The organism is Candidatus Accumulibacter contiguus, from assembly GCF_036625285.1.
Lineage (GTDB): Bacteria > Pseudomonadota > Gammaproteobacteria > Burkholderiales > Rhodocyclaceae > Accumulibacter > Accumulibacter contiguus.
Genome location: NZ_JAZKUC010000001.1, coordinates 2,872,655 through 2,890,095, shown reverse-complemented (window position 1 = coordinate 2,890,095; position 17,441 = coordinate 2,872,655). Strand labels below are relative to the sequence as shown.

13 protein-coding genes and 1 tRNA gene are annotated in these 17,441 nt (G+C 59.8%); 6 read left to right on the top strand and 8 right to left on the bottom strand.

Features of this window, described 5'->3' with window-relative positions; translation table 11 throughout:
- The first annotated feature begins 32 nt into the window (after nt 1–32).
- On the top strand, nt 33–3,923 hold the full coding sequence (locus tag V5B59_RS14000) for an Ig-like domain-containing protein (protein WP_332351972.1): 3,891 nt from the start codon (nt 33–35) through the stop codon (nt 3,921–3,923).
- A gap of 8 nt (nt 3,924–3,931) precedes the next feature.
- Here the strand turns inward: V5B59_RS14000 and rmuC are convergent, their stop codons facing one another.
- Nucleotides 3,932–5,554, bottom strand: coding sequence for a DNA recombination protein RmuC (rmuC, locus tag V5B59_RS13995; RefSeq protein WP_169071778.1), 1,623 nt, complete (start codon nt 5,552–5,554; stop codon nt 3,932–3,934).
- A 196-nt stretch (nt 5,555–5,750) separates the two neighbouring features.
- On the opposite strand from rmuC, the gene V5B59_RS13990 reads away from it, so the two are divergent.
- The gene (locus tag V5B59_RS13990) at nt 5,751–5,963 is read left to right on the top strand and encodes a hypothetical protein (protein WP_211203517.1); all 213 of its coding nucleotides are present in this window, start codon (nt 5,751–5,753) and stop codon (nt 5,961–5,963) included.
- A 121-nt stretch (nt 5,964–6,084) separates the two neighbouring features.
- Here V5B59_RS13990 and V5B59_RS13985 read toward each other — a convergent pair whose 3' ends face one another.
- Complete coding sequence (locus V5B59_RS13985) at nt 6,085–6,639, bottom strand: cache domain-containing protein (RefSeq protein WP_169071777.1); 555 nt, start codon at nt 6,637–6,639, stop codon at nt 6,085–6,087.
- 86 nt (nt 6,640–6,725) lie between these two features.
- Entirely contained in the window at nt 6,726–7,286 is a 561-nt protein-coding gene (locus V5B59_RS13980) for an acetate uptake transporter (RefSeq protein ID WP_034917732.1), read from the bottom strand.
- 219 nt (nt 7,287–7,505) lie between these two features.
- Between V5B59_RS13980 and V5B59_RS13975 the strand changes: the two genes are divergently transcribed.
- Nucleotides 7,506–9,509 (top strand): UvrD-helicase domain-containing protein, encoded by a 2,004-nt coding sequence (locus V5B59_RS13975; protein ID WP_332351971.1) that lies wholly within the window; start codon nt 7,506–7,508, stop codon nt 9,507–9,509.
- A gap of 50 nt (nt 9,510–9,559) precedes the next feature.
- On the opposite strand, the gene V5B59_RS13970 is transcribed toward V5B59_RS13975, so the two are convergent.
- Entirely contained in the window at nt 9,560–10,006 is a 447-nt protein-coding gene (locus tag V5B59_RS13970) for a c-type cytochrome (RefSeq protein ID WP_169071776.1), read from the bottom strand.
- A 115-nt stretch (nt 10,007–10,121) separates the two neighbouring features.
- Between V5B59_RS13970 and V5B59_RS13965 the strand changes: the two genes are divergently transcribed.
- The 3 genes from V5B59_RS13965 to rpiA all read left to right on the top strand — a co-directional run bounded on the left by V5B59_RS13965 (nt 10,122) and on the right by rpiA (nt 13,052).
- Nucleotides 10,122–10,198 (top strand) — tRNA-Arg (locus V5B59_RS13965).
- A gap of 76 nt (nt 10,199–10,274) precedes the next feature.
- The gene (locus tag V5B59_RS13960; RefSeq protein ID WP_169071775.1) at nt 10,275–12,245 is read left to right on the top strand and encodes an acyltransferase family protein; all 1,971 of its coding nucleotides are present in this window, start codon (nt 10,275–10,277) and stop codon (nt 12,243–12,245) included.
- Between the two features lie 144 nt (nt 12,246–12,389).
- A complete protein-coding gene (gene rpiA, locus V5B59_RS13955; RefSeq protein WP_169071774.1) occupies nt 12,390–13,052 on the top strand; it encodes a ribose-5-phosphate isomerase RpiA in 663 nt (220 codons plus the stop codon).
- A gap of 192 nt (nt 13,053–13,244) precedes the next feature.
- Here the strand turns inward: rpiA and V5B59_RS13950 are convergent, their stop codons facing one another.
- The 4 genes from V5B59_RS13950 to V5B59_RS13935 all read right to left on the bottom strand — a co-directional run bounded on the left by V5B59_RS13950 (nt 13,245) and on the right by V5B59_RS13935 (nt 17,389).
- Nucleotides 13,245–13,517 (bottom strand): oxidative damage protection protein, encoded by a 273-nt coding sequence (locus V5B59_RS13950; RefSeq protein ID WP_169071773.1) that lies wholly within the window; start codon nt 13,515–13,517, stop codon nt 13,245–13,247.
- An 87-nt stretch (nt 13,518–13,604) separates the two neighbouring features.
- On the bottom strand, nt 13,605–14,924 hold the full coding sequence (gene argA, locus V5B59_RS13945; protein WP_169071772.1) for an amino-acid N-acetyltransferase: 1,320 nt from the start codon (nt 14,922–14,924) through the stop codon (nt 13,605–13,607).
- A 1-nt stretch (nt 14,925) separates the two neighbouring features.
- Nucleotides 14,926–16,635, bottom strand: a complete 1,710-nt coding sequence (gene pap / locus V5B59_RS13940) for a polyphosphate:AMP phosphotransferase (RefSeq protein ID WP_169071771.1) — start codon at nt 16,633–16,635, stop codon at nt 14,926–14,928.
- On the bottom strand, nt 16,628–17,389 hold the full coding sequence (locus V5B59_RS13935; protein WP_034909941.1) for a 16S rRNA (uracil(1498)-N(3))-methyltransferase: 762 nt from the start codon (nt 17,387–17,389) through the stop codon (nt 16,628–16,630). The genes pap and V5B59_RS13935 overlap by 8 nt, the downstream gene beginning before the upstream one ends.
- Nucleotides 17,390–17,441: the final 52 nt, after the last annotated feature.

The window sequence follows — 17,441 nt, the reverse complement described above, 5'->3', positions numbered from 1 at the left end:
TGGTTTTCCATAACTCAGCAAAGGGGCTCATCATGGCCACTGCGAACTGGACCCTGACCGAGGTACTGAACCAGCTCAACTCGGGCCAGAAGTGGGCTGGCAGCAGCATCAGCTACGCATTCCCGGCTACCGCCACGGGCATGTACTCGCAGGGGGAGGCGGCCGCTTTCCGCTCATTCAACGGTAGCCAGCAGTCGATGATGACCCTGGCGCTGCTTACCTGGGATGATCTGATCACCCCGAATTTCGTGCAGGGTACGCCGGGCGCCACCCACATCGAGTTTGGCTACACCACCGCCAACATCGGCTTCGCCCACGCCTACTACCCAACAACCGGCAGCGCCTGGTTCAACAGCACCGAAGCGGACCTGATCACGCCGGTGATCGGCGGCTATGGCTTCGATACCTTCATCCACGAACTCGGGCATGCCCTGGGTCTGAACCACATGGGTGACTACAACGGCGATGGCAACTGGGCGCCCTCGTCGTACCAGGACAGCGTGGTACTGTCGGTGATGTCCTACTTCGGCCCGCGCTACGCGGCGCCCTACTACTCGTCCGAGGTGATGCAGGCTGACTGGACGGGCAGCGATGGACAGACCTACTCGGCACAGACGCCGATGCTCAACGACATCATGGCGATCCAGACGATCTATGGTGTCTCCAGCAGCACGCGCCTGGACAATACCATCTACGGCTTCGGCAGCACCATCATCGACAGCACCAGTGCGATCTATGATTTCGCGCGCAATGCGCACCCGATCCTGAGCATCTACGACTCGGGTGGCCTGGACACGCTGAACCTGAGCGGCTGGTCCACGCCCAGCCGCATCGACCTGCACGCGGGCGCCTTCTCGTCAAGCAACGACATGAGCAACAACATTGCGATCGCGTACAACACGACGATCGAGAACGCCGAGGGGGGTGGCGGCAACGATGTGATCACCGGCAATGACGTAGCCAACCTGTTGCGAGGCGATGCCGGCAATGACGAACTGTATGGCGGTACCGAAGACGACACGCTGGTTGGCGGCACCGGCAACGACCAGCTCTATGGCGGCGACGGTACCGACACCGCGGTGTTCGAGGGCAGCTTCGCCAGCTACACCATCAGCAGCGGCGGCGGCGTGCTGACCATCAGCGGCACGGCCAGTGGCAGCGACCGGATCAGCGAAGTAGAACGTTTCCAGTTCGCCGATAGCACGCGTACGCTCGACCAGTTGTCACCCGACAGCGACACCACCGCGCCACAACTCGTGGGCCTGAATCCGTCGGACAACGGCAACAATGTCGCCGTCGGTACGAATCTGGTGCTCAGCTTCAACGAGGCCATCAAGGCCGGCAACGGCACGATCAGTATCTACAACAGCGACGGCAGCCTGGCGCGCAGCATCAACGCCGGGGATACTGCGCAAGTGCGCATCAACGGCAGCAGTGTCACCGTCGATCCTGGCAGCGATCTGCTGGCCAGTCACGCTTACTACATCACCCTGTCGGCCGGCGCGTTCACCGACCTCGCGGACAACGCTTTTGCCGGCATCAGCGGATCGACCCGCTGGAACTTCAGCACCGGCAGTACCGATACCTCCGCCCCGCAGATCGTATCGCTCACACCGGCTGACGACAGCGGCAACGTGTCTCGCGGCGCCAACCTGGTGATCGTGTTCAATGAAACCGTGCGCACCGGCAGCGGCAACCTCCACATCCGCGATGCACAAGGCCAACTGCGAACGATCGCAGTAACCGACACCAGCCAGGTCACGATCGACAACAGCACGGTGACGATCAATCCAACGGCCGACCTGGCCGTCGGCGCCAACTACACCGTCACCATCGAGGCAGGCGCCTTCCGCGACCTGGCCGGGAACAACCACCCTGGCATGCTGGCGGCCACCGCCTGGAACTTCAGCACCGGCACCACCACGGTGACCGACGACTATCCCTACAGCACCGACACGCCAGGTCTGGTCGTCGTCAATGGCGCAAGTGCATCGGGGGTGATCGAAGTGCCTGACGACCAGGACCTGTTCCGGGTGGAGTTGCTGGCTGGCGTCAATTACACTTTCGAGCTGCAGCGCAAAGCTGGGGGACTGGCCGATCCATTCCTCGCGCTGTTCAGCCCGGCCATCACGCAGGTGGCCTTCGACGACGACAGCGGCGGCTCCGGCAACGCGCGCATCAGCTACACCGCGTTGACGACCGGCTCGTACTATCTGGCAGTTCTCGACTACGAGATCGGTACCGGCGGCTACACCCTGCGGGCCACGACCGCTGATTCGGTGGCGCCCACCCTGGTCAACCGGACGCCGGCGGACGATACGCAGGCTGTCAGCATCAGTGCCGATCTCGTGCTCGACTTCAGCGAAACAGTGCTGGCCGATAGCGGCAGCATCCGGATCTACAACAGCAACGGCACCTTGGTACGCGAGATCCATGCCGACGACAGTGCGGCAGTCCGTATTTCGGGCAATCGCGTCACCATCAACCCGGGCGAGAACCTGCCAGCAGGCAGCAGCTTCTACGTCAATGTCGATGTCAACGCCTTCCACGATGCCTCGGGCAACCCCTACGCCGGCCTTCGCGACACAAGTTCATGGAACTTCTCTACCGCAGCTGCGCCATCGACCGACGATTATCCATTGAGCGTGAATACCACGGGGGTAGTCACGATCGACGGTTCGGCACTGAATGCCTACATCGACAACAGCAGCGACGGCGATCTGTTCAAGGTGAATCTGAGCGCCGGGGTCACCTACCGCTTCGACATGGTCAGCCCGCTCACCAGTGCGGTTGATCCGTATCTGCTGCTCTACGGCCTACTGCCCGACGCGACACTGATCACCTACGATGACGACGGTGGTCCGCTGCCGCTGGATTCACGAATCTACTACACCCCATCCGTCCCGGGCACCTACTATCTGGCGGCCTATGACTATGCCGAGGCCACCGGCACCTACAGCATTTCCGCCACCGTGCCGGCCGACGATTACCTGGGCTCGACGGCAAGCGCCGGCCGCCTGGTGAGCGGTGGCGCAGGGGTCAGCGGCAGCATCGGCGTACCCAGCGACATCGACCTATTTGGTCTGTCCACGGTTGCTGGCGTGCAGTATTCGGTAGACCTGAAGAGCACCGGTCTGGCCGATCCCTACCTCGTGCTGCTTGACGCGAATGGCACGGCAATAGCCTACGACGACGACAGCCTGGGCTCCCTCAATTCCGAAATCACCTTTACCGCGCAGAGCAGCGGCATGGTCTACCTCGCCGTGTCCGATTTTGATTCCGGCACGGGCGCCTACAGTATCAACGCCTTCCCGCGGATCGTGAGCAGCGGCACCTCCGGCGACGACAAGTTTGCCAGTGGTTCAGGCAACGATTCGTTCGATGGCCGCGACGGCATCGACACTGCCTTCTACAGCGGCTCTGCCAAGCGCTATGACCTGGGCGTGGTGAACGGTGGCTGGGCGGTACGCGACACTTCCGGCAGCGATGGCAGTGACCTCCTGTACAACGTCGAACGTCTGCATTTTGCCGACCACAACGTGGCTCTCGATATCGCTGGACATGCCGGCACCACTGCCAAGATCCTGGGGGCGGTATTCGGCGCAGCCGCGGTCAATAACCAGGCCTATGTCGGCATCGGGCTCGGCCTGCTCGATCGTGGCATGTCCTACCAAGACCTGATGCAGCTGGCGCTGGACGTCCGGCTCGGCGCAGGCGCCAGCCACCAGGCGGTGGTGCAGTTGCTCTATACCAATGTGGTCGGCAGCGCACCTCCTGCCGATGCCTTGGCATCCCTTACCGGCCTGCTCGACAGCGGTGCCTATACACCGTCCAGCCTGGGTGTGCTGGCTGCCGAAACCTCGCTAAACGCGACCAAAATCAATCTCGTGGGTTTGTACCAATCGGGTATCGAGTTTGTCTGATCTCGCTGCTAGCTCGCAATCGCCACTACCGCCGCTGCTTCGCCGGGGACTTCCCCGGCGATTTCGACCAATCCCGCCGGCAGCGTCTTGCTCGGCTTGACGCCCAACTGCTTGAGCATTTCGGCCTGACGGATGAGGTTGCCGCGTCCGCCGGTGAGTTTGCCGTGCGCTGCGTCATAATCCCTTTGCGCCTGCTTGAGGCGATTTCCGAGAGATTCCAGGTCTTCGACAAAACCGACCAGTTTGTCATAAAGCTCCGCACCGCGCTTGGCGATTTCCTGTGCGTTGCGGCTTTGCGCTTCCTGCCGCCAGAGGTGCGCAACCGTGCGAACGACGAACAACAGCGTCGAAGGACTGACCAGCAGCACGTTTTTCTGCCAGGCATCCATGAACAACTCGCGATCATGAGTGATGGCGAGCATGAAAGCGGGCTCGATGGGGACGAACATCAATACGAAGTCGAGCGATTTCAGGCCGTAGAGCACTTGGTAGTTCCTGTCCGAGAGGCCTTTGATATGCGCGCGGACGGAATCGAGGTGACGCTTGATGGCGGCCTGGCGCTCGCTCTCGTCTTCGGCTGTGGCGTAGTCTTCGTAGGCGGTCAGCGATGCCTTGGCATCGACCACGAGGTGGCGATCCTCGGGCAGATGCACGACGACGTCAGGCTGCGCGCGCGTGCCGTCGTCGCGCTGATGGCTCTCCTGTACGTCGTATTCCTCGCCCTTGCGCAAGCCGGAGGCTTCGAGGACACGCTCGAGCACCAGTTCGCCCCAGTTGCCCTGCACCTTTCCTGAACCCTTGAGCGCCCGCGTCAGGTTTCTGGCATCCTGACTCAGCGAGTGATTGAGTTCCATGAGTTGCCGCACCTGCTCGGCGAGGGCGGTACGGTCCTTGCCTTCCTGCACGTAGACCTCTTCGACCTTGCCCTGGAACTCCTGCAATTTTGTTTTCAGCGGCTCCAGCAACTGGCCGATGTTGAGCTGGTTCTGCTCGGTGAAGCGCTTGGCCTTTTCTTCGAGGATGTCGTTGGCCAGGCTCTTGAACTGGTTGGCAAGGGCTTCCCTGGCCTGCAGGAGCAGGTTGAGTTTTTCTTCGCCCTGACTGCGCTCGGTGTCGAGGCGGGTAGTAAGTTCGGCAAGTTCGCTCGCAAGACGACTGGCGCGCAGCTCAGCCGCTGCACGTTGTGTCTTTTCGCTTTGCAACTCGCTGCGTAGCGAGGCAACGGTCGCCCGTTCGGCCTTGATCTCTGCATTGACGCGGCCGAAGTCCTCGCGCAGGTCGGCGGCCTGCCGGTGCGTTTCCGCCAGCACCCGTTCGACTTCCGCGAGCTTTTCCTCAAGCACCCGCACACGCAAGGCACGCTCGCTGAGCTGGGCACGCTCGTTGCATGCGTCATCGAGTGCATCCCGCAACTCGACGGCCTGTGCCTTCAACTCTTCCTGCGCACTGATCAGTTGCAGGCGATCGGCGTCGAGCGCACGAAGTCTTTCTCTCGAGGTGGCGAGTTCGACAGCAAGCCCTCCCTGACCTTGATCGCTGGCGCCGGACGTGCGGCTGCGGGTGCCCAGCCAGACCATTAGCACGCCGACCAGCAGGCCGATCACCGCCGTTAGCCAGGGGAGACTATCCATACAGGGTTCCTTTTCTTGAGCTAATGGCGAGATCTGCCTTCTTGATCCATGTTGCAGCCGCTGTGCCTGGGGTTGCGGCGACAGTGTAATCGGCTTCCAGGACTCAGGTGGTACTGAAAAACTCAAGCATCCTGCAAGTTTGCCGTTATGATCAGTGGTGCACTTCGCACCAGCTTTGCCTCACCGGAGATAGCCTATGTCTGTCAGTTCAATCGGTTCGAGTAGTAGCGCTTCGTCGTATAGCCCGGCAGTCAAGCCTCAGGCGGAAGCTGCCGAGACGCAACGGGCAGGGCGTGATGTCAGGAATGATGGGGATGCGGACGATGGCGGCACTGCCGTCAAAGCACCGGCTCCAACGGTCAATCTCAACGGCCAAACCGTCGGGACCCGCATCAACACCTCTGCTTGAGTAGTCGTACCCCCTGCGGCCCGGATGTTCGAATGAACACCTGGGCCGCAGTCTTGAAAGAGTGGATGTCGAGGGGTGAAGCAGAGACCCCGGCTCGCCGGGGTCTCTGCTGCTGCAACGACTACAGGGCCGGATACTTGGCAGGATCGGACATTTTTTCGAGAACCTTGGCGAGTTCAGGGAGGGTGATCCCCTCATCGTAAATACCGGCGCTGACCTGGATTCCGGTGGCGAACGAGATATCGGCGGTCGTGGCGTAAGATATTTTACGAGACAGTCGTCCGGCACCGGGTTTCGGCCAACTGTACTCTACCCAGCCACCGCGCGGTTCGCTGCCGGCCTTGCAGAGTTCCTTGAAGATGTACTTGCCGGCGTTGTCGGTAATCTGCAGGATCGGCTTGCCGACCAGGTCAGGGCGCATTGGATGCGCGATCATCCGGTCCTTGCGGCAGTCGAAGACGAACACATAACTATCCTTCCACACCCATTTGCCATCCTTCTGATTGAAATCGGCATAGGCCGACGAGCCCTTTTCGTGCAGGAGCCTGGCGGCTGCGCGCACTTTGTTGACCGTCTCTTCGGCACTGGCCACATCGGCTTCGGTCGGTGCCGCGGCGCGGGCAACGCCGCAGGCCAGCAGCATTCCCATCAATCCAATCGTTGTTGCGAACTTCATTTCACGCTTCTCCTTCTTCTGTTCAGAGGTATGGAACGTCAGCACGATGGTCACTCGATGGCGTCCATCGGAGGACTCCATCAGCCTTAAATCCAGGGCTTGCCAACCGGAAGGACGTCCCGGCCAAACAAATCGGCATAGATGATGTGCGCCATGATGTACCACGCCATCGCTGCGGTCACCATCAGTTCATAGCCGGCGACGACGGTCAGATCGGGATAGCCGAAGTGTGCCAGGTCGAGCAGAATGAAACCGATCAGCAACAGGGTGAAGGTCAGTGCCAGCGCGCTGCTGACGCGCATGGAACCAATCCACAGGATCGCCGTGAAGAGTGTCCAGGCCACCAGGAACCAGCCGACGTCAGTCTTGCTGGAAGTATAGATATTGTAGTGGTTACCGATCAGGAGCAGCACCAGAGCGATCCAGAAACAGCCATAACCCGTGAAGGCGCAATAGCCGAAATTGTTGCCGGTCTTCATCTCCTGCAGCCCGGCGATCATCTGCGCCAGGCCCCCAAAAATCAGCCCCAGCCAGACGACCGGACCCAATCCCATCCATCCCACGTTGTGAAACTGCAACACCATTGTCGTCAGGCCAAATCCTGCCAGACCTACAACGGCCGGATTACCCAGCTTCTGCTCAGCCATGCACTACCCCCTTGATACTCGTTTGCGAATGCGGTCGGGAAAGGCCCCGATCGCCCATATAACAGGCCTTCCTGATGATCCACGGTGCTAGCCGGGTGTTCTGGAGGCCGCCCGGATTTTACAGGCATCCCCCCCGCGATGGCAAACCCGTGCCAACGACGAAGGTTTTCAGAAATCGGCGCATGTTAGAATCGCGCCCCGCTTCAGTTCTTTTCCGCGATGTCCGCGATCTCCCCCATCTCCGTCCTCAACCCTCCGCAACGCGAAGCCATCCGCTACCTCGACGGTCCGCTGCTGGTCCTGGCCGGCGCCGGATCGGGAAAAACGCGTGTGATCACCGAAAAGATCGTCTACCTGATCGAGTCCTGCGGCTTCAGTCCCGGCAACATCGCCGCGATCACTTTTACCAACAAGGCGGCACGGGAAATGCAGGAGCGGGTCAGCAAGCTGCTCGCCGACAAGCCTTCGCGGGGGCTGACGATTTCGACCTTCCATGCGCTCGGGGTGCGCATCCTGCGCGAAGAGGCTGCTGCTCTTGGTTACAAGCCGAGCTTCTCGATTCTCGATTCGACCGACTGCTTCGGTATCGTTTCAGAGCTTGCCGGCAGTGTCGACAAGGCCACCATCCGCAAGCTGCAGTCGCTCATTTCGAACTGGAAAAGCGCGCTGGTCTCGCCTGACCAGGCGCGCAAGAATGCCCGGAACGAGAGCGAATCTCTTGCCGCGAAAGCTTTCGCAAGCTATTCGGCAACCCTCCAGGCATACCAGGCCGTCGATTTCGATGACCTGATCGCTCTGCCCGTCGCGCTCTTCGAGAACCATTCGGCAGTACGCGACAAGTGGCAAAACCGCCTGCGTTATTTGCTGATCGATGAATACCAGGATACCAATGCCAGCCAGTATCAATTGCTGAGGCTACTGGCCGGAGCACGCGCCGCTTTTACGGCGGTCGGCGACGACGATCAGGCGATCTATGGCTGGCGTGGTGCCGACGTTGCCAATCTGCGCGGTCTGCCGCGCGACTACCCGAACCTCAGGCTGATCAAGCTCGAACAGAACTACCGCTCGACGGTACGTATCCTCAAGGCAGCAAACGCCCTGATCTCGCACAACGAGAAGCTGTTCGACAAGAAGCTGTGGTCCGAGCTTGGGCACGGCGATCCGATCACCGTCAACGCCTGCCAGGACACGGAAAGGGAAGCCGAGTCGGTGGTCATGAAACTGCAGGCGCACCGCTTTCAGCATCAGGGCGCATTCCGTGACTATGCGATCCTCTACCGCGGCAACTTCCAGGCACGTGCCGTCGAGAAATTCCTGCGTAATCAGCGCGTCCCCTATCTATTGTCTGGCGGCCAATCCTTCTTCGAAAAGGCCGAGATCAAGGACATCACTTCCTACCTGCGCCTGCTGGCCAACCATGACGACGACCCGGCCTTCCTCCGCGCCGTCAACACGCCCCGGCGTGGCGTCGGCAGCAGCACCCTGCAGGCGCTCGGCAGCTATGCCGGCGAACGCCGGATTTCACTCTTCGCTGCCGCTGTTGAACAAGGCTTTGTGCAACGCGTTCAGGCACGCCAGCTGCCGCCCCTGCTCGAGTTCTGCGAATTCATCCATCGCCTGCAGGCACGCGCCGAGCGAGAACCGGCAGGGCAGGTGATCACCGGTCTGCTCACCGCGATCGCTTATGAGGCCTGGCTGTACGATCAGGATGAAGCGCGCGCTGCGCAGATCAAATGGGGGAACGTTCAGGAGTTCTGCCAGTGGCTGGGCAGGAAGGGCGATGAGGAGCAGAAAACGCTACTGGACCTCACCCAGACCATCGCGCTGATCAACATGCTCGACAAAAAGGATGCCGGCGTCGACGCCGTGCAGCTGTCTACCTTGCATGCGGCCAAGGGTCTGGAGTTCAAGCATGTCTTCCTGATCGGTATCGAGGAAGGCGTTCTGCCGCACCGCGAAGCCGAGGCCGAAAACCGCGTCGAGGAAGAGCGTCGCCTGATGTACGTGGGAATCACGCGCGCCCAGCGATCGCTGCACCTGAGCTATGCCGAGAAGCGCCAGCAGGGTCGGGAAGTGATTGCCTGTCAAGCGTCGCGCTTCATCGCCGAGATGGGTAGCGAGGATCTGCGCTTTTCTGGTGGCAAGAGCGAAACCACGCCGGACAGGGCAGGCAACGCCGAGCGCTTTTCCGCGCTCAAGGCGATGCTGAACAAAGGCAAATAGTCCGGGGCAAGGGCGTACAGGCTGCCTGCGTGCCGCCGGACAGCCTGACTCTACTTGGCGAGACCGATCAGGTGCTCGACCGCAGCCTTGACCTCGGCTTCGCTCAGGTCGGGATTACCGCCCTTGGCCGGCATTGCATTCTTGCCGTTGATGGCGTTCTTGACCAGCGCCGCCGTGCCGGCTGCAAGCCGTGGCGCCCAGGCCGCCTTGTCGCCTGCTTTCGGAGCGCCGGCTGCGCCACTGGCATGGCAGGCCATGCATACCGAATTATAGACGGTGGCTCCATCGCGCGGCTTGCCGTCGCTCTTGACCGCAGCGGCTTTCGCCAGTTCCAGCTTTGCCACCGGCTGAATACGGACTTCCGGCTCATCGCCAGCAGCGGTCGTGACGCTGCCTTTGCCGATCATGGAAAGCGGCCAGATGACGATGATCAGAACGACGGCGACGATGATGGTGATGATCAGAATCGACCTGGAAGAGTGTTGTTGTTGGGCCATGCCAAATCCTTAATGGTCTGAGGGTTGGATGGCGAATTGTACCGCTGTTTGACACGGACCAACAGTGCCAGGGTGGACTAGCCCGAGCAAAGCGGTTAAGCTTTCACCTCTGCACGCGCCCGTAGCTCAGTTGGATAGAGTACTGCCCTCCGAAGGCAGGGGTCGGACGTTCGAATCGTCTCGGGCGTGCCAAGCTCTGGTCCGGAATTCCTGCATTGCCCCAGCTATCCGTGCCGCCTCGCAGCGGGCGGCATCTGCCGTCCACCCTTTGGCAAATACCACTACGCTGACCACACCATTCCACGCAATAGCGGCAACAACTCCCGCTCAACAGCTGGCACATCCCGCATATCGTCCCGACATTGACGGGTTACGTGCCTTGGGGGTGCTTCTGGTGGTTGCATTTCATGCCTTCCCGAGAACCCTTCCCGGCGGTTTCGCTGGCGTTGATATCTTCTTCGTTGTTTCCGGTTATCTGATCAGCACGATCATCTTCGGCAACCTGGAAAGAGACACTTTCAGTTTCGCCGAATTCTATTCGCGAAGAATTCGCAGGATATTTCCTGCCCTGGCTCTTGTATTAGCCACAGGCTGGATTCTCGGCTGGGTGGTTCTATTGGTGGACGAATACAAGCAACTGGGTCTGCACATTGTTTCTGGTGCGGGATTCGTCTCCAATTTTGTTCTTTGGCATGAGGCGGGCTACTTTGACGGTGACGCCTATACCAAGCCATTTCTACATTTGTGGTCCCTGGGCATTGAAGAGCAGTTCTATATTGTTTGGCCACTTCTGCTCGCTGTGGTCTGGAGACAAAGACATAATTTCCTGGGAATCACCATCCTGGTTGCCGTTGGATCGTTCGCAGCCAACATCCTGATTGTCCGGGTTGACCCCGTCGCAGCGTTCTACTCGCCATGGTCACGGTTTTGGGAATTGATGGCCGGCGGAATCCTTGCTTATCTGGGGCTGCATCGGTCGAAATATCTGGTAGCAAGGTCCAATTGGCCGTCAGCCGTCGGGCTGGTATTGATCGTTCTTGGTGTGGCGCTTCTGAACAAGAAAGCCACATTCCCAGGTTGGTGGGCTTTACTTCCCACGATGGGAACCTTTCTCGTGATCGCAGCCGGGCCAAATGCCTGGTTGAATCGAAAATTCCTGAGCAGTCGCGGCATGGTATGGATCGGGCTGATCAGTTATCCATTGTATTTGTGGCATTGGCTGCTCCTCTCGCTGGCCTGGATAGTCAAAGGACGAATGCCACCCAGTGGAACGAGAATGCTGCTCGTTGTCCTCAGTTTCGTGCTTTCCTATCTGACGTATCGCTTCATAGAAAAGCAGGCCAGAGCTGGGGGAAGAGTGACTACGATTGTGTTGGTCGCGATCATGGTGATCCTGATGTTGGCTGGATTCGCCACCTACTCTGAACTGCTGCGTCCGCGGCACGATAACCGGGCCATCGAACTGATTCTGGAAGCTCTGGACGACTGGGAATATCCTGCAGGTCTCAACAAGACAAGCCTTGCCGGGGTGCCAGTAAAAGCCAGGGAAGCGGGTGAAAAGAAGGTATTGTTCGTTGGTGACTCGCATATCGAGCAGTATTCACCGCGAGTCGTCCGCTTGCTGGATGGCGATTCGAGAAAGTACAGCTCGGTTGTATTCCTGACTAGTCCAGGGTGTGCGCCGGTTCCTGGCAGTGCCCAGGTCAATAGCTATCATGTCGAAAGGTGCCAGGATTTCAGGGAGCGAGTGGGAAAACTTGTCCTGAATCCGGAAATCAGTTCGGTGGTTATCGGCGCGGCCTGGAATCTCTACCTGCTCAAATCCGGAGCAAATTACTCCGAAGATATTGACATCGACAAGGAAATCGGCAAGCTGGAAAATTTGATCAAGTCGATATCGACTCGCAAGCGAGTGTATTTCATTCTGGATAATGCCAGCGGCGGGCAATTCGAGCCACGGAATTTCTTCGAAGGCAGCCGCCTGACTGACCTGAAGGTCAAGCCATTGCCAGAACGAGTGCCGCTTGCCAGTGATCAGGAACAATTGCGAATACGGCTCTCGAAAATCGCTACGGAGGCCGGAGCGATATTGATTGATCCAGTTGCCCATCTTTGTCCAAAGCTCGATTGCCGGGCCTTTGCTGCGGACGGCAAACCCGCCTACAGAGACTTCAATCACTTCAGAGCCTCTTATGTCCGGGAGTCTGCCAATTTCATCGATGTTGCCTTGGAAAAATGACCTTCCCGCAACGGTCCTCGAGCAATATTTCGGCAGGTGTGCCGCTCACAGGGAAGATCTCCGGCTTTGGCTGCATCGACCCACTGGCGCAAATTTGCTATCGTTACAATGTCGTCATTCAATTCCCGGAAGCCGAAACCCGCCATGATCCAGGATGAACTCAAGAAAGCGGTCGCCCGCGCGGCGATCGCGCATGTGGTCGAGGGAGAAATCGTCGGCGTCGGGACGGGCTCGACCGCCAACTGCTTCATCGATGAGCTGGCCGCGATCAGAGACCGAATCCGGGGGGCAGTGGCGAGTTCCGTGGCGACGAGGAAGCGACTCGAGGGCTACGGCATTGTCGTTTTCGAACTCAACGACGTGGAGTACCTGCCGGTTTATGTGGACGGTGCCGACGAGATCAATACATCGATGCAGATGATCAAGGGTGGTGGTGGCGCGCTGACGCGAGAGAAGATCGTCGCCGCCGTCGCACAAAAATTTGTCTGCATTGCCGATGCATCGAAACTGGTGCCGAAGCTCGGCACTTTCCCGCTGCCTGTCGAGGTCATTCCGATGGCCCTGGGCCACGTCCGACGCGAACTTGCGCGGATCGGCGGCAAACCGCTTTGGCGCGAAGGTTTCGTCACTGACAACGGCAACCTGATTGTCGACCTCGGCGGACTCGCGATTGTCGACGCGGTCGAGCTGGAGACCCGCATCAACCAGATCGTCGGCGTGGTCAGCAACGGCCTTTTCGCCTGCCGTCCGGCGGATGTCTGCCTGCTTGGTACGGCTGCCGGGGTGAAGACGCTGACCGCCGACTGAACGGCCAAACGGTCATGACCTTGCAAGACACCCCCGATGTTGAAAGTCATGACCGTTTCCCCTCTCCCCCAACCCCTCCCCCGCGAGGGGGGAGGGGAGATTCGAGAGTCGCTCGCGACTTTCATAGTAACCCGAACAGCAGAAGCCAGCGGTTCAGTCGCTGTCCGAAGACCGGACTGCACCGGTCAATACTCAGGCACCGGGCGGCACGTAGCCCTGTACCTTGTCGGCACCGCTACCGAAGAAGTGCCTCTCCATCTGCTCGGCCAGATACTTGCGATGTGCGGCATCGGCCAGGTTGAGTCGGTTCTCGTTGATGATCATGGTCTGCATGCGCACCCATTGCTGCCATGCTTCCTTGGATACCGATTCAAAAATCCGCTTGCCCAGATCTCCGGGGGATGGAGGAAAGTCAAGACCTTCAGCCTCGCGACCGAGCTTGACACAATTGACCATTCTTGCCATTCAAACCACTCCTTATAAACCTTGTGGAATTTCGCCGAGACGAACTTTCGGCGCTGTGGCGCGTGCAAGGGCAGCCCTTGCCACGCTTTACAGCTCCTTCATCAACACCATGGAACGCCGTTGCAGGTTGTAGACCAGCCTTTTCTCGGCTGGCAACTCATCAATCTGGCGGACGGTGAAACCACGTTCCTTGAACCACTGCGAGGTCGCCGTGGTGAGAACAAACAGACGATTGACACCAGCCACGCGTGCTTGCGCCTCGATCCGCTTCATCAGCAGGGCACCATAACCCCAGCGACGATAGTGAGGATGCACGGCCAGGCAGGCCAGCTCGGCCTGTCCTTCGCCGTAGGGGTAAAGCGCGGCACAGCCAACAATCACTCCATCGTGTTCAACCACCGAGAAACGCGTGATCTCCCTTTCGAGCAACTCGCGCGAGCGACGCACCAGCGTGCCATCGGCTTCGAGCGGCTCGATCAGCGCCACCAGACCGCCGATGTCGTCTGGCCCGGCATCATGCAACTGTTCAAGTGACTCCTGGGTGATCACCGTGCCCACCCCGTCGTGCGTGAAGAGTTCGCGCAGCAGGGTACCGTCTTCGTCGTAGCCGAGCAGGTGCACACGCCCGACGCCTGCCCGGCTGGCCCGCACCGCGCAGGGAAGGTAGCGCTTGAGGTCGGTCGACAACCAGTCGCCGAGCTTGATCAGCCGCTCGGCGGCCTCGACGGTCAGTTCATCGAGCAAGGCGCCATCGATGTCGGTGGCACCTCGGCTATCGCTCAGAAAAATCAGCTTGTCGGCCAGCAGCGAGGTGGCGACCGCCTCGGCCACCTCCTCCATCGCCAGGTTGAAGATCTCCCCGGTCGGGCTTGACCCGATGCATGACAGGAGGACGATGTTGCCGAGGCTGAGTTGCGCACGGATACCCTCGGCGTCGATCTTGCGTACCTGCCCAGAGTACTGCAGATCGACGCCATCGACGACCCCGACCGGCTTGGCGGTAATGAAATTGCCGCCAACGACCCGAATCGTGCTGTTGGCCATCGGTGTGTCGGCGAGACCCTGCGAAAGCAGAGCCTCGATTTCAACGTAGATGCTGCCCACCGCGTCAATCACGCAATTGATTGCTTTGGTGTCGGTAACACGATAATTGCCATGGTAGACCGACTGCAGGCCTCTCTCGCGCATCAATTTTTCGATCTGCGGCCGCGCGCCATGCACCAGCACCAGGCGCACGCCGAGCGCGGCCAGCAGATTCACATCATAGGCCAGCGTACGCGCCAGTTGTCCGGCGATCGCCTTGCCGCCAAAAGCGATCAGAAAGGTCTTGCCGCGAAAGAGATTGACGTACGGCGCAACCGACCGAAACCAGGCGACGAACTGGCCAGCGCTCAAGTCCTTGGACATCTCAAGCGACGGGTCTCGCCTTCTCTCCGGCCTCCACGGCTTTCGCCTCTTTCGCCTCTTTCGCCGCTCTCGCTTTCTCGGCCCTCAACGCATTCGCCCGCTGGGTTTTCGTCTGCTTGGCATGCTCGACCTTCGATTCGTGTTCCTCCTTGACATCCTTGGCTTCTGCCTCCTTCGCCACCTCGGCCTTGGGCGCTCTTGCAATCAAAACCCTCGGCTCTTTCATCGGCTCGACTTTGAGTTCCTTTTCCAGACGTTCGCAGATCGTTCGCAGAACCTTGATCCGGGCAAACAACTTGTCGTTGGACTCGACGATCGTCCACGGCGCGGTGCCGGAACTGGTCCGGTCGATCATGTCGCAGACCGCTTCATGATAGGCAGCGGCCTTCTCGCGGTTGCGCCAGTCTTCCTCGGTAATCTTGAAGCGCTTGTGTTCGATCTTGGCGCGTTCCTCGAAGCGCTTGAGTTGCTCCTCGTCGCTGATCTGCAGCCAGAATTTGACGACGATGCCGCCGGCATGCCAGAGGTCGTGCTCGAAATCATTGATCTCCGAATAGGCACGCAACCAGTCCGCCTCGCTGCAGAATCCTTCGACCCGCTCGACGAGCACGCGCCCATACCAGGTGCGGTCGAAAATGGCCACTCGTCCGAGCCGCGGCATATGCCGCCAAAATCGCCACAGATAGGGTTGTGCACGCTCCTCTTCGGTCGGTGCGGCGACCGGGATGATCTGATACTGGCGCGCATCCATCGCCGACATCACCCGCCGGATGGCACCGCCCTTGCCGGCCGCGTCCGAACCTTCAAAAGCGAGAATCAGGGCCCGCTTCTTGAACTCTGGGTGGCGCATCAGTTCCGCCAGACGCCCCTGCCAGGTCGAAAGCTCGGTTTCGTACACCTTTTTCGTCAGGCTTTGCGTCATGTCCAGTGAACTCAGCACGTCGAGACGGTCGATACGTGGCGAGAAGGGTGGAGCTACCGGAGAATTCTGGTCGCGCTTGTCGGCCAGCCGCTTCTGTAGCGAGTCGAGAATCGTTTTGCCGACGGTCAGCGAGCGATAACGGTCGTCGGTTCCCTCGACGATGATCCACGGTGCCCAGGGCGTATTCGTCGTACGCAACAGGTGGCCGGCAACTTCCTGCATCTTGTCGTAGGTCTTCAGGCGATCCCAACTGGTCTTGGTGACCCGCCAGCGGGTCAGCGGGTTTGCCTCGATCGCTTTCAGGCGCTCGCGCTGCGCATCCTTGGAAAGATGTATCCAGAACTTGAGCACCAGCGCACCCTCATTGACCAACATCGCCTCGAAGCGATTGAGCTGATCCATGCGCTGATCGAAATCGGATCGTGAGAGGCTGTTGCCAATCCGCTCGGCGATCGGATGTGAATACCATGAACCGGCGAAAATCCCGATCCGCCCTTTCGGTGGCAGCGCCCGCCAGTAACGCCACATCGAGGGGTGAGCGCGCTCTTCGGCTGTCGGCGCATAAAAGGCATGCGTCGAGAGGTAACGTGGATCCATCCATTCGTAGAGGACATTGATGGTTTCACCTTTACCCGAACCATCTACGCCGCTGATCAGAATGATCACGGGGAAGCTGCCGTTCTCGCGCAACTGGAACTGCGTTTCGAGCAGCGCAGCGCGCAGCTTGGGCTCCTCTACCTTGAATGTTTCCTTGTCGATCTTGTGTCCCAGTTCTGCTGATTCAAACATCAGTCGTCTCCTCCTTCAAGTCACCCCACAAATACTGGATTGCTGCCAAGGCAGCCAGGCCAGCGGTTTCGGTGCGCAGGATACGCGGCCCGAAGCGCACCGGCTGAAAGCCGGACAACGCTGCAAGGTACGTTTCCTCAGGTGCCAGGCCACCCTCGGCGCCGATCAACAGTTCAACGGAGTTGCCCGATGGCGGCTCCGAAAGTTTCGCAAATGACTGTCCACCTTCCGGCACCAGCATCAGGCGCAGGGAACCTGGCTCGGGCTTGCGCGCCAGCCAGTATTCGAGGCTCTCCGGCATGGCCACTTCGGGCAACCGGTTGCGGCCGCACTGTTCACAGGCTGCTGCGACCACCCCGCGCCAATGCGCTACTCGGCGCAGCGCGCGCTCACCTTCGAGACGTAGCACACTGCGCCGTGAAATCACCGGGACGATTCGGCCGACGCCGAGTTCGACGGCCTTCTGTATCGTCAAGTCCATTTTTTCGCCAGCCTGCAGCGCCTGCACCAGCGTGATCGATAGCGGTGATTCTCGTTCCGTCGCCATCCAGCCCTGCACATCGACGCTGACCCTGGTTTGCTCGATGCCAACAATCCGGGCCGGATATTCGCCACCGGCCCCGTTGAAGAGCATGACCGCATCGCCGCGACGCAGACGCAGCACCTTGACCGCATGATGCGCAACCCGTTCGGGCAAATCTACGCGCTCGCCGGCCGCAAGCGGCATCGGGCAATGAAAGCGGGGACCATTCACCGTGGTATTATAAGAGTTTCGCTGTTCGATGGTCGTTGTTTGGAGGCATCTT